Source organism: Streptomyces jeddahensis, from assembly GCF_001642995.1.
Lineage (GTDB): Bacteria > Actinomycetota > Actinomycetes > Streptomycetales > Streptomycetaceae > Streptomyces > Streptomyces jeddahensis.
Map to the genome: position 1 here is coordinate 1 of NZ_LOHS01000079.1, position 12,001 is coordinate 12,001.

Annotated in this window: 10 protein-coding genes and 1 pseudogene; 5 read left to right on the forward strand and 6 right to left on the reverse strand. The window is 70.3% G+C overall.

Annotation, left to right across the window (positions count from 1 at the left end):
• Positions 1–240 (reverse strand): annotated as a pseudogene (locus tag STSP_RS16220) (D-inositol-3-phosphate glycosyltransferase); the annotation flags it as partial.
• A 527-nt stretch (positions 241–767) separates the two neighbouring features.
• Here STSP_RS16220 and STSP_RS16225 point away from each other — a divergent pair.
• The 3 genes from STSP_RS16225 (at position 768) to STSP_RS16235 (ending at position 4,679) form a co-directional block, all read left to right on the forward strand.
• Positions 768–1,592 carry a class I SAM-dependent methyltransferase gene (locus STSP_RS16225; protein ID WP_067278174.1) on the forward strand — a complete coding sequence of 275 codons (825 nt, stop codon included), beginning with the start codon at positions 768–770 and terminating at the stop codon, positions 1,590–1,592.
• A 182-nt stretch (positions 1,593–1,774) separates the two neighbouring features.
• Positions 1,775–2,866, forward strand: coding sequence for a C40 family peptidase (locus STSP_RS16230; protein ID WP_067278177.1), 1,092 nt, complete (start codon positions 1,775–1,777; stop codon positions 2,864–2,866).
• A 262-nt stretch (positions 2,867–3,128) separates the two neighbouring features.
• Positions 3,129–4,679 (forward strand): PP2C family protein-serine/threonine phosphatase, encoded by a 1,551-nt coding sequence (locus STSP_RS16235; RefSeq protein WP_067278036.1) that lies wholly within the window; start codon positions 3,129–3,131, stop codon positions 4,677–4,679.
• A gap of 66 nt (positions 4,680–4,745) precedes the next feature.
• Here STSP_RS16235 and STSP_RS16240 read toward each other — a convergent pair whose 3' ends face one another.
• The 3 genes from STSP_RS16240 to STSP_RS16250 all read right to left on the reverse strand — a co-directional run bounded on the left by STSP_RS16240 (position 4,746) and on the right by STSP_RS16250 (position 6,380).
• Positions 4,746–5,075, reverse strand: a complete 330-nt coding sequence (locus STSP_RS16240; RefSeq protein WP_078067239.1) for a DUF2516 family protein — start codon at positions 5,073–5,075, stop codon at positions 4,746–4,748.
• Positions 5,076–5,253: 178 nt separating this feature from the next.
• A complete protein-coding gene (locus STSP_RS16245) occupies positions 5,254–5,853 on the reverse strand; it encodes a hypothetical protein (protein ID WP_067278038.1) in 600 nt (199 codons plus the stop codon).
• A gap of 23 nt (positions 5,854–5,876) precedes the next feature.
• On the reverse strand, positions 5,877–6,380 hold the full coding sequence (locus tag STSP_RS16250; RefSeq protein WP_067278041.1) for a helix-turn-helix domain-containing protein: 504 nt from the start codon (positions 6,378–6,380) through the stop codon (positions 5,877–5,879).
• 131 nt (positions 6,381–6,511) lie between these two features.
• Between STSP_RS16250 and STSP_RS16255 the strand changes: the two genes are divergently transcribed.
• Both STSP_RS16255 and STSP_RS16260 read left to right on the forward strand, forming a co-directional pair.
• Positions 6,512–6,997 (forward strand): MarR family winged helix-turn-helix transcriptional regulator, encoded by a 486-nt coding sequence (locus tag STSP_RS16255; RefSeq protein WP_067278042.1) that lies wholly within the window; start codon positions 6,512–6,514, stop codon positions 6,995–6,997.
• Positions 6,998–7,095: 98 nt separating this feature from the next.
• On the forward strand, positions 7,096–8,577 hold the full coding sequence (locus STSP_RS16260) for an MFS transporter (protein WP_067278045.1): 1,482 nt from the start codon (positions 7,096–7,098) through the stop codon (positions 8,575–8,577).
• On the opposite strand, the gene STSP_RS16265 is transcribed toward STSP_RS16260, so the two are convergent.
• A complete protein-coding gene (locus STSP_RS16265) occupies positions 8,564–10,810 on the reverse strand; it encodes a phosphotransferase family protein (protein WP_408646302.1) in 2,247 nt (748 codons plus the stop codon). The two genes, STSP_RS16260 and STSP_RS16265, sit on opposite strands and share 14 nt — an antisense overlap.
• Before the next feature lie 174 nt (positions 10,811–10,984).
• The gene (locus STSP_RS16270; protein WP_067278046.1) at positions 10,985–11,872 is read right to left on the reverse strand and encodes a winged helix-turn-helix domain-containing protein; all 888 of its coding nucleotides are present in this window, start codon (positions 11,870–11,872) and stop codon (positions 10,985–10,987) included.
• Positions 11,873–12,001: the final 129 nt, after the last annotated feature.

Here is a 12,001-nt window from a genome sequence, read left to right on the forward strand (position 1 = left end):
CCCGCCCGCCGTGGCGCGCGTGAAGATCTCCACCTCGACGTTGATCGCGGCCAGCCGCTTGGCGAGCTCCACGATGTATACGTTCATGCCGCCCGCGTCGCCCGTGCCGGGCTGGTGCAGCGGGGAGGTGTGCACGCTGAGCATGGCGACCCGCCGCGGGCGCCGGTGTGTGCCGGGCAGCCGGAGCCGGGAGGGAGCCGCCGGGGAACGGCGCCCGAACCTGGTCACGTACTGGCTCACGTGGCGGTCCTCCTTGCTGCGGGCGTGGCAGCTCGATATGCGGGCAGTGCAGGCACAGCTGTGCGCGCAGTGCGGGCACACCTGTGCGGAGAACGTGCTACCGCCTCCAAGAGCCGCAACACCGGAGCAACCTCCTCGCATTCCGCTTTGCCGAAAGATTGCCGAGGCGGGGTCGAGGGTGACCAGGTGGCGGGCCCGGCGGGGGCTCCGGCGTGACCCGGTGGCGGGGCTTCGGCTGGGGCTCCGGTGCGAGCAGGGGGCGAGCGCGGCCGCGGCCCGGCGGCAGGCGCGGCCGCGGCCCGGTGGCGGGTCTCCCGCGTGGCCGGTGGCGGGCTCAGCCATGGCCTGGCGGCAGGCTCCGGCGTGACCCGGTGGCGGCTCAGCCGTGGCCCGAGCCCCCCGGTGAGACGGCTCACACGCGCGTGGCGGGCCATGCGGCCGCGGAACGCCATCGTCGCAGGTCACACGTGCGGGCGGTCTTCGGGAGCGCGGCCGACGGGAAGGCGCCCGCCCATACCCTCATACGCATGGCCTCCCGCACCCAGTCCCGGCCCGTGGGAACGGTGACACGCGGGACCACCAATCCGAACCGGCTGCGCCGCATGGACCGCTGGATCGCCGCCGCCCACGGCCGTCGGCTGCGGCGCGCGGACGACGCCGTCGCCGTCGATCTCGGCTACGGCGCCGCTCCCTGGACCGCGGTCGAGCTGCTGCAGCGGCTGCGCACTGTCGCGCCGCACGCGCGCGTGGTCGGTATCGAGATCGAACCGGCACGGGTGGAGGCCGCGAAGCCGTACGAACGCGAGGGGCTGCACTTCCGCCACGGCGGCTTCGAGATACCGCTGCCCGAACGCCCCGTCCTCATCCGCGCGGCGAACGTGCTGCGCCAGTACGACGAGGACCAGGTCGCCGCCGTCTGGGAGCGGCTGTGCGCGCGGCTCGCGCCTCCGGCCCCCGCGAGCGGTTTCGCGGGCGGGCTGCTGGTCGAGGGCACGTGCGACGAGATCGGCCGGCGGCACGTGTGGGTCGCGCTCGACACGTCGGGGCCGCGCACGGTGACGTTCGCGACCCGCCTCGGCTCCCTGGACCGCCCGTCCGACCTCGCCGAGCGGCTGCCGAAGGTACTGATCCACCGGAACGTGCCCGGTGAGCCGGTGCACGCCTTCCTGCGCGACTTCGACCGGGCGTGGGCGGCCGCGGCGCCCTACGCGTCGTACGGTGCGCGCCAGCGGTGGATCAGGGCGGTACGCGACCTCACGGCGGACTGGCCGGTGCTGGACGGGATCTCGCGATGGCGGCAGGGCGAAGTGACCGTCGGCTGGGAGGCCTTGGCGCCGCGTACGTCGTCCTGACCGGCGCGCAGGACGCCTTGCCGCCGACGGCCGGGAACGATCTCCGAGGCCCGTTCGTCACATGAGGCGGTGGGGGATCGGAATTCCCGTCCGGCTCTGTCGTATTGAGCGCGGGCGTGGCACCATCCCGAAGACGTCCGGTAGTTACTGACGGTAAATCAGCTTTGGGGGGCTGAGACGTGATCGGGAAGACCGGGAAGGTGGGCTTGACCTCGGCGGCCGTAGCGCTGGTCTGCGCGGTGACGGTACTGACGGCCCCGGGAGCGGCGTACGCCAGTTCGTACGCGAATCCGGCCAAGCCGGCCCCGACCCCCACGCCGACGCCGACGGCCTCCGGGGACCAGGACCTCGAAAAGGTCCGCGAGGAACTGGACCGGCTCTACCACGAGGCGGCGGTCGCGACGGACGAGTACAACGCGGCCGAGGAGAAGGCCGACGAGCAGTCCGCGGAGATCGTCGAGCTGGCCCGCAGGATCGTCAAGGGCCAGGAGAAACTGGACGACTTGAAGGAGCGCGTGGGCGCGGCGGCCAGGGCGCAGTACCGCAGCGGCGGGCTGCCGCCCGAGGCGCAGCTGATGCTCAGCGACGACCCGCGGCTGTTCCTGGACGGCGCCAGCCGGGTGCGCGAGGGCGCGCAGGCGACCAAGGGGCTGCTCGCCGAGCTGACCCGGACGCAGGAGGACCTGCAGTCCTACGCGAAGGACGCCTCGACCCAGTGGCAGCGGCTCGAGGCCAACCGCAAGGCCAAGGCGGCGGCGAAGAAGAAGATCAAGAGCCGGATCGCCGAGGCCGAGAAGCTCGAGGCGAAGCTCGAGAAGGAGGAGCTCGAGCGGCTCCTTGAGCTGGAGCAGGAGACCGCGTACCAGAACCAGGCCGCCTGGCTGAGCTCCGGAATCCTGAAGGAGATCGACGGCAAGGCGTCGCCCCGCGGCAAGAAGGCCGTCAAGTACGCGACCGCGCAGATAGGCAAGCCGTACGAATGGGGCGCCGAAGGCCCGAAGACGTACGACTGCTCGGGGCTGACCTCACAGGCCTGGGCGGCCGCCGGGCGCGGCATTCCGCGCACCTCGCAGGAGCAGTGGAAGCAGCTGCCGCACATCGACATCAGGGACATGCGGCCGGGCGACCTGATCATTTATCACGACGACGCCAGCCATGTCGGGATGTACATAGGCGACGGCGCGATCGTGCACGCGCCGCGCCCGGGGCGTACGGTGACCATCGCGGGCGCCGGCTCGATGGCGATTCTCGGGGTGGTACGTCCCGATAAGTGAGGCCTTGCGTGAGGCGCGACACGTGACCTACTGCACGTGACCCGCGGCACCTTCGGGCGCCCACTCAACCTCTGCGGCGTGATGTTCGTCATCCACAGTGAGACGTGCCGTGCCCAAATCCGCTCCTGAATGCGGCATATGACAGCGGCGGTTTGCTGCTCGCCATTCCGTTACCGCGGGGGCTACCGCTATGGTCCCCGTCGGTGGGGGCGAAGGTCTTCGTTCCACCGTGCCCTCGGGGGGAGGGAAGGAATCCAGAACCATGCCCGTACCCATACCGCGGCAGAGAGGTATCCCAGCCGTGGAGAGTGGTCAGGCTCAAGCCGAGCCCACGCACGGCCTGCCTCGCCCCCGGACGGAACCGGCGACGCCGCGGACCGCCGACGCCGTAGACGGCGGCGGGCGCACCGGCGACGGCCACGGCCGTGACGGCGATCACGACGGTGACGCCGACAACGGCCGTCACGACGCCGGCTACGGCGGTGGTCCCGGCAGCGGTACGGGGATCACGCTCCTGGTCATCGAGGACGACCCGGCCGGTTCGCTGAGCCTTCCGGAGCTGATCGACTCCGCCGGCAAGCCCGTCCGCGTCCGCACCGCCCGCAACCTCATCGAGGCCGAGCGGCTTCTCACGGACGACGTCAACTGCATCCTTCTCGACCTCGCGCTGCCCGCACCCGGCAGCGGCACGGCGTCCCAGGGACCGGCCGGCGGCGCCCGGCCCGGATCCGGGAGCGGTGCCGCGCACGGTTCCGGGAGCGGTTCCACGCACGGTTCGGGCAACGGTCCGCGTCCCGACGCCGACGAACTCGCGACGCTCAGGCACGTACTGCGTCTCGCGCCCCGGCACGCCGTGCTCGCGCTCACCGCGTCCGGTGACGCCGAGCGGGGCGCGGAAGCCGTGCGCGTGGGCGCCCAGGACTATCTGTTCCGGGACGAACTGGACGGAAAGCTGCTCACCCGCGCCATCCGGTACGCGGTGGAGCGCAAGCGCGCCGACGTGGCCCAGCGCAAGCTCACCGAGTCCCGGCTGCGGGCACAGGAGAACGCCCGTCTGGAGCGGGGTCTGCTGCCGACGCCCCTGCTGGGCGGCTCGTCGCTGCGTTTCGCCGCCAGCTACCGCCCCGGCCGTTCGCGCGCCCTGCTCGGCGGCGACTTCTACGACACGGTCCGCACCCCGGACGGCACGGTGCACGCCATGATCGGCGACGTCTGCGGGCACGGCCCCGACGCCGCGGCGCTCGGCGTCGAACTGCGCATCGCCTGGCGGGCGCTGACCCTCGCCGGGATGTGCGGCGACGAGCTGCTGTCGACGCTCCAGGAGGTGCTGGAGCACGAGCGCGCGGACGACGAGATCTTCGCGACGCTGTGCACGGTGGACATCGCCCCCGACGAGCGGCGCGCCGGCCTGTGCCTGGCGGGACATCCGTCTCCGCTGATCGCCCGGCAGGGCAGCCGCGCCGAACTCCTGGCGCCGGAGGAGAACAGCGGCCCGGCACTCGGCCTGCTCGAACGCGCCCGCTGGCCGCGCCGGCAGGTGGAACTGGGCGCCACCTGGAGCCTGATGCTCTACACGGACGGCCTGATAGAGGGCCGTATCGGCCAGGGCAATCAGCGGCTCGGCCAGGAAGGGATGGTGGACCTGGTCCGCCGCCAGCTCGCCGCGGGCCTGCAGGGCGAGGAGCTGCTGGAGGCGGCGGTCAACGAGGTCCGCGACCTCAACGGAGGGGACCTGACGGACGACGTGGCCGTCCTGCTGCTGGACCGCGACCGGAACCGGGACCGCACCCGCGGCCAAGGCCGGGAGCGGTAGAGGCCGAGAGCGGTAGAGCGCAACGCGCAGGAGGCACCCGCAGAGGCACCAGGCCCCTGGCGACCGCTACCGTCCGCCGTTGTAGGGCCCGTAAGGACCGTCGCTGCTCGAGCCGCGGCGGCCGCCGCCACCCGTGATCGACCGGACCGCGGGCCGCACGTCGACCATGTACACGATGGTCGCGATGGCGCCGATGATGGGCAGGAACGACAGGATGGGGAAGAGCAGGCTCACCACGAAGGCGATCCCCAGGATGATCAGCCAGAACGGCTTGGTCTGCTTGTCGGCGGCACGATAGGCGTCTTCGCGCCGGATGGCGGCGTCGATCAGAGCGAAGCCGCTGAACAGGATCAGGGCCACGCTCAGCAGCCACATGAAACCCGCGAACCCCTGCATCAGCACTGCGTCCACCACCTGGTCATCGGCTCATGTCTATGCGGCCACCGTACCTGCTACCCGAGGAACGAGCCGGGCACTCCGCAAGTGCCCGGCTCATTCCCGCGACGAGGTCGCTCCGGAGCTCTCCCGGGACCCGGAGCTTCTTCCGGAACCCGGAGCTTCTCCTGGAACGCGGTCACTTGGCGGGCGGGGTGGGCTTCTTCGCCGTGGTGGTGGTCTTCTTGGCCGGGGCCTTCTTCGCCGCGGGGGTCGTCTTCTTGGCCGAGGCCGCGCTCCGGGACTCGGCGGCCTTGGGCGACGACGCCGACGAGGACGGCTTCGACTCCGGCTCGACGGTCACAGCGAGCTCCGAGATCTCCTCGGCCGCCTCACCGCGCCAGGTCCGGACGGCCTGCTCGCCGTGCTCGGCGACCTTCTCGTACGTCTCACGCGCCTTGACCGCGTACTCGGCGGCCACGCCGACGCCGCGCAGGGCCAGGTCCTGAGCGGATTCGCCCAGCTTCTTCAGGTCGGTGTCGATGGTGCCGAGCACCTCCGCGACCTTGGCCTGGAGGGTCTCCTGCACCTCCTTGGCGCGGGCGGCGGCCTTGTCCTGGACGACCTTCGGGTCGGTGCCGCGCACGGCCTCGATACGGGCCGGAGCCTCGGCGCGCAGCTGCTCGACGAGCGAGGGCACCTTCTTGGCCTGCTGGTACGCGAGGTCGGCGGTGCCCGCTGCGAAGTACAGCGGCGTGGGGTCCTTCAGGGTCTTACGCAGATCGTCGGTGATGGCCATGACTGTGGTCCTCCCGGATCACTTCAGCTCGAGGGTTTGTGGTCGTGCTGGTCGTGCTGGTCGGCATCGCTGCCACTGGCCGCGCTGGGCTCGCCGGCCCCGCCGCGGCCGTCCGCGGCGGTGTCCTGGATGGCATCCGCTACGACATCCGTAACGGCATCCGTAACGACGTCGGTCCCGGTTCCGTTCTCCTTGCGGAAGGACTCGTAGATCTGCAGGAGCACCTGCTTCTGACGTTCGTTGAGGGACGGATCGGCAAGGATCACCGCGCGCGTCTCCACGTCGTCCCGATCCCGCTCCGCGTCGAGGATCCCGGCCCGCACGTACAGCGTCTCGGCGGAGATCCGCAGCGCCTTCGCGACCTGCTGCAGCACCTCGGCACTCGGCTTGCGCAGCCCGCGCTCGATCTGGCTCAGATACGGATTGGACACCCCTGCCGCCTCCGCGAGCTGCCGCAGCGACAGCTGCGCGGTGCGCCGCTGCTCGCGCAGGTACTCGCCGAGATTGCCGACGTTGAGTGATGCCATGCCTCGATGGTGCCTCACTGGCGCTAACTATTGCAAGCGCGTGCTTGCAAAAGTGTGCCGCGCGGCGCGAGCCCAAAGATGCCCACTTCCCGATAATCCGCTACGGACCGATTGCCACTACCCTTGCCCGCATGACCGCCATGGCACCCAAGCGCACCGAGCCGGACCTCTCGTACCTGCTGGACCACACGAGCCATGTCCTGCGCACCCAGATGTCGGCGGCGCTCGCCGAGATCGGATTGACGCCGCGCATGCACTGCGTACTGGTCCACGCCCTGGAAGAGGAGCGCACCCAGGCTCAGCTCGCCGAGATCGGCGACATGGACAAGACCACAATGGTGGTCACCGTGGACGCGCTGGAGGAGGCCGGCCTCGCCGAGCGGCGTCCCTCCAGCCGGGACCGGAGGGCGCGGATCATCGCGGTCACCGAGGAGGGCGCACGCGTCGCCGAGCAGAGCCAGAAGATCGTGGACCGCGTCCACGGGAGGGCCCTGCAAGCCGTCCCCGAGGGCGACCGGGCGGCTTTGTTGCGGACCCTGGAGCAGCTGGCCGGCGGGCATCTGGCCACACCGGCCGAGAGCCCGCGACCGGCCCGGCGGGCACGTCAGCGCGGATAGCAACCGCTCCCGCCCCCACTAGATGTGAAGTAGATAGTCTGCAACAGAACTATCTGCTACGGTCTCTCCTGTCGGCCCAACCGAACAGGAGAGAACGCATGTCCGCAGCATCTGCCGCTTCCACTCCTCCTCGCGGCGCAGCGCCCCGGCGCGAGGCGTCCGCGGGTCCCGCCCCGACCACCCGGTCCCGGACACTCGCCCTCGGCGTCATCGCCACCGGAATGCTGATGACCGTCCTCGACGGCAGCATCGTGACCGTGGCGATGCCCGCCATCCAGCACGACCTGGGCTTCTCCCCCGCCGGCCTCAGCTGGGTCGTGAACGCCTACCTGATCGCGTTCGGCAGCCTGCTCCTGCTCGCCGGACGGCTCGGCGATCTGTTAGGGCGTAAACGCATGTTCCTGGCCGGAACCGCGGTGTTCACCGGCGCATCGCTCCTTGCGGGAGTGGCGACGTCCCCCGCCGTACTGATCTCCGCCCGGTTCCTGCAGGGCATCGGCAGCGCGATGGCCTCCGCCGTCAGCCTGGGCATCCTCGTCACGCTGTTCACCGAGCCCAGGGAGCGCGCCAGGGCGATCGCCGTGTTCAGCTTCACCGGGGCGGCCGGCGCATCGCTCGGCCAGGTGCTCGGCGGCGTCCTCACCGATGCCCTCGACTGGCACTGGATCTTCTACATCAACCTGCCGATCGGGCTGGCGGCCCTCGCGATCGCCGTACCCGTCCTGCCCGCCGACCGCGGGCTCGGCCGTGCGGCAGGTGCCGACGCCCTCGGCGCTCTCCTCGTCACGGCCGGCCTGATGCTCGGGATCTACACGATCGTCAAGGTGGAGGAGTACGGGTGGACTTCGGCACCCACGCTCGGCTTCGGCGCCCTCGCCCTCGTCCTGCTCGCCGCCTTCGTCGTGCGCCAGGCGACCGCCAGGACCCCGCTCATGCCGTTGCGGATCTTCCGCTCCCGCAGTGTCTCGGGGGCGAACCTAGTTCAGATCCTCATGGTGGCGGCGCTCTTCTCGTTCCAGATCCTGGTGGCCCTCTATCTCCAGAAGGTGCTCGGGTACGGGGCGGCCAGGACCGGCCTGGCCATGCTCCCCGCGGCAGCGGTCATCGGCGCGGTGTCGCTCGGGGTCTCAGCCCGGCTGAACGCCCGTTTCGGTGAGCGCAACGTGCTGCTCGCGGGACTCGTGCTGCTGATCGGGGTGCTCGGACTGCTCACGCGTCTGCCCGTGGAGGCGCACTACCTCACCGACCTGCTCCCCGTGATGCTGCTCGCCGCCGGCTTCGGGCTCGCCCTCCCCGCACTGACCACGCTGGGCATGTCGGGCGCCAAGGACGACGACGCGGGGCTGGCGTCCGGGCTGTTCAACACGACCCAGCAGATCGGCATGGCCACAGGCGTCGCCGTCCTCTCCACCCTGGCCGCCTCCCGCAGCGACAGCCTCCTCGCACAGGGCCGCACCCCGGCCGAGGCCCTGACCGGCGGCTACCACCTGGCCTTCGCCGTGGGCACGGGGCTCCTGGTGACGGCGTTCGTGGTGGCGTTCGCGGTGCTGCGCCCGTCGCGGCGCGTCATACGCCCGTAGGAAACCCGACAGCCCTCGGCCTGCCGTCGCCGTGCGGGAGCGCACGGGCGAGGTACGGGTTCGCCGTCGACCTGACCGGCAGCCCCAGCGATGCCGTGGCGGCCGCCAGAGTCATCCCGTACGAGTCGACGGCCCGGCGGACGTTGGGAGCGTCGAGACTTGCGCCCGTGACGAGCCGGTCCAGGTCGACATAGGCGGAGCGGATGATCTCGATCCGCCGGTAGACGGGCCAGTCCTCTCGCCAGCCCTTGGTGTGCTCGTCCGGGAGCCGGCGCTGCCAGCGGTCGAACATGCGCTGGCGGATCTCGGGCCGGGTCGGGGTGAGATGCATGTGCCGGACCAGGTCGTAGAGAGGGTCGCCGATCACCGCCATCTCCCAGTCGATGATGGTGAGACCGGCCCCCTCTCTGCGCACCAGATTCCACGGGTTCAGATCACCGTGGAGGAGTGCCGACGCCCGTGGAGCGACGTGGTAGCGGCCCAGGATCTCCCTCAGCCGGCGCCCGTCGGGCAGCCCCAGGACCCTGGCCAGTTGCTGGGACTCCTTGGGCAGCTCCTGCACAAGCCGGACGAGTTCCTGGGTGAGCCAGCCGAAGAAGTCCAGTGAATCCGCCGCGGGGTCGAGTGAGGAGTACTCGATCTTGGTCAGTTCGCAGAGCTGGTCCACGAGTTCGTCCGCTTCGTGGGGCAGCAGGCCGTGTACGGGGTGGTTGGGCGGCCGGTCACTGCCGAGCGGCCCCACATAGGTGTGGATGGCGAAGGGGTCCTTCGGCCGGGAGGCCCGGGGCTCGCTCAGCCCGAGGGCCAGTACCCGGGGGGCGCGCACCGTGGCGTTCGAGTCCTCGATGGCCCGCAGTACCGCGTGCTCGCTGAGGAAACTGCGGCTGCGCTCCCGGCGGCAGGGCGCCGCCAGCTTGCGGCGTACCACGACGGGGAAATCGACACCGGGCACCCTGACCACCGAGTTGAGGTGCGCGGTGCCCTTGAACACACGGTCGGCGGGAGCGGCGCCCTCGGCGATGAGCGCGTCGAGGACAGCGTTGCGAGGAAAGTCCGGGTGCTCGGGGACGCGCTTGTCAGGCTCCCAGCCGATCCCTGTGGCCGTCCGTACCCCGGTGCGGCGTTCCCGCCGCGCCGCCTGCCAGCGGACGAGGACGCGCTCGATCTCCGGCTCCTCGGGCAGCTGCCTGAGCCCGAGTGGTTCGGCTGCGGCCTCGAGGGCCCGGCGCACCTCGGCGGAGGCGACGTCCAGGTTCTTCTGATCGCACGAGTCCTCGAGGGACTTCGCTGCGCGCATGATGTCCGGATAGACGGACTGGGCGCGTTCGAAGGCGATGTAGTGGCGCAGGTCCCTGGTGAGGCCGTTGACCGCAGCCGGTCTGGCGCCTTCCATGGCCGCTGCCCACGCGTCGATCACCTCGCCCCACTGGAACGCCGGGTACTGCATCCGGACCAGGTGTGTCGCGAGGTCGTGCAGCGGATCGCCGTACGTCGCGAGCTCCCAGTCGACGCAGATCAGCGGCGGGTCCCCGCCGTAGGACACGATCACGTTGTCCCGGTGCAGGTCCGTGTGGAGCAGGCTGTAGGGACGACGGGACATCGGAGGCACCCGCTGCGCCAAACGGGTCATGGCGTCGTCGGGAATCCCCAGGGCCGCGAACAGCCCTCCGAAGGCGGTCCAATTGGGCTGCCGGACTTGGCGGTCGACCAGAACGGCCAGGGTACGCAGGAACGCCTGGCTGTCCTTGTCGTTGCGGGGCCAGCAGTCGGGCAACCGCGGTAACGCCTCCCGGCGCACCTGGGACATCTGGGCCAGGAGCCCGGCCAGCGCCCTGATCAGCATCTGGTCGAGCGGCTTGCCGTTCTGGCACATGCTGGAGAGCGGTACTCCCTGCACATAGCTGTGGACAGCGGAGCCCGGTCGTTCGGCGAGGCATTCCGGCACATGGGGAAGGACGCCCTTGATGGCGCCGAGAATGTCCGACTCCTGCTGCCAGGTCCTGACCACCACCGGCAGGGCCTCGGCCCTCCGGATCCGCACCGTCACAGACGTGCCCGGCTCTCGTCCCACCAGACGCGCCATCCGTTCCGTCAGAGGCAGCACGAAGTTCCGGTTGTGATGTCCACGGCTCATCTCGCCGACCTGCTTGGCCTGCCGCACGAAGTCGTCGTAGGCGTCGTCGGTGGCGCATCCCCAGATGACCGAGGGACTGGGAACAGGAGGTGCGCCCACTGGCCGCTCCTGAATAGGTCGCGCGAGGTGGTGCAAGAGAATGCACCCAAGGTGTTTGCACACCCTAGCGGCGGCGCACGCTCCGCACGACTTGAGCGGTACCGTCTCTGGTCTCAATGAGGTATACGTCGCCCTGCGGTGTCACCGCGTTCGACGGTTTGGCCGGATTCCGTGTCATTGAGCCAATCGGTCCCAGACGGAGTCGAACCACGTCTGCATGCTGTCGACAAAGACGGACCCTTGGGAATCAGCGTCCTCGTCGCGGACGTGATGCATGAGCGTGGCCCCGAGCCCGAGGACGTCGAGAGCGTCGACAGTCGTCCCGTCGTCCAGCAGGATCGGGCGCCTGACCACCTCGTACGGGCCGTGCAGCGCCTCTGCGCCGTTGAAGAGATACAGCTTGAAGGTCGGCGTCAGCGCTACTCGGCGGACCTCGATGTCGACCGCCGGAACGGCACCCTCGGCCTGCAGTGCGCGCAGCACCGTTCGCAGCGAATGGGTATGGCGGGTGGTGATGTCGCGCAGGCGGCTCGCCAGGATCTCGTCGACCCGGTCGGCATCCTTGCGGCCGATCGCTCGCGGATAGGGCATCACCTGCGTTTCGGAGGGCAGCAGCATCCGCAGCGCGATCCTCTCCGGGCCAATCTCACCTGCACGGATCCGTTCGGCCTGGACCCGGATGTGCGCGTCCAGCGACTCGGACGTCAGCGTGTAGACGTCCAGGCTCACTTCGGGGTGCTCGAACGCTTCTCCTATGAGCGGGCCCAGCGTGACACCGCCCTTGCGTGTGTCCTTCGCCGTGGACGAGTGGATGCGCTGGGTCTTCAGCACCCGCGATCCGCTGCCCTGCCGGGACTCGATCCAGCCCTCGCTGACCAGCTCCCGGAGCACCCGCTGCACGGTGTCCCGCGAGACACGGAACTCGGCGGCCAGTTCCCGCTGCGCCGGCAGCATGCCGCCCACTCGGTAGGTGCCGTCGGCCAAGCGGGCGCGCAGCTGCTCGGAGACGCGCAGGAACTCCCTGCCGCCGCCGTCAGCTGATGACCGTCCCGTGCCACCCACATCGCGACCGTACCTCTTCCAGCCGACAAGCAAACCGATTTCAGTCAAATAGAAGGGCCCGCGGGTGGCTGGTTAAGGGATCAATCAGGCAGGGCACATCCACTTCAAGTCAACCAGTCCAATTGGACG

Excerpts from the sequence above, each read along its gene's own strand:
- STSP_RS16255 (WP_067278042.1), top strand. The coding sequence starts at position 6,512 with ATGACCGCCATGGCACCCAAGCGCACCGAGCCGGACCTCTCGTACCTG.
- STSP_RS16245 (WP_067278038.1), bottom strand. The coding sequence starts at position 5,853 with ATGGCCATCACCGACGATCTGCGTAAGACCCTGAAGGACCCCACGCCG.
- STSP_RS16240 (WP_078067239.1), bottom strand. The coding sequence starts at position 5,075 with ATGCAGGGGTTCGCGGGTTTCATGTGGCTGCTGAGCGTGGCCCTGATC.
- STSP_RS16225 (WP_067278174.1), top strand. The coding sequence starts at position 768 with ATGGCCTCCCGCACCCAGTCCCGGCCCGTGGGAACGGTGACACGCGGG.
- STSP_RS16250 (WP_067278041.1), bottom strand. The coding sequence starts at position 6,380 with ATGGCATCACTCAACGTCGGCAATCTCGGCGAGTACCTGCGCGAGCAG.
- STSP_RS16235 (WP_067278036.1), top strand. The coding sequence starts at position 3,129 with ATGCCCGTACCCATACCGCGGCAGAGAGGTATCCCAGCCGTGGAGAGT.
- STSP_RS16260 (WP_067278045.1), top strand. The coding sequence starts at position 7,096 with ATGTCCGCAGCATCTGCCGCTTCCACTCCTCCTCGCGGCGCAGCGCCC.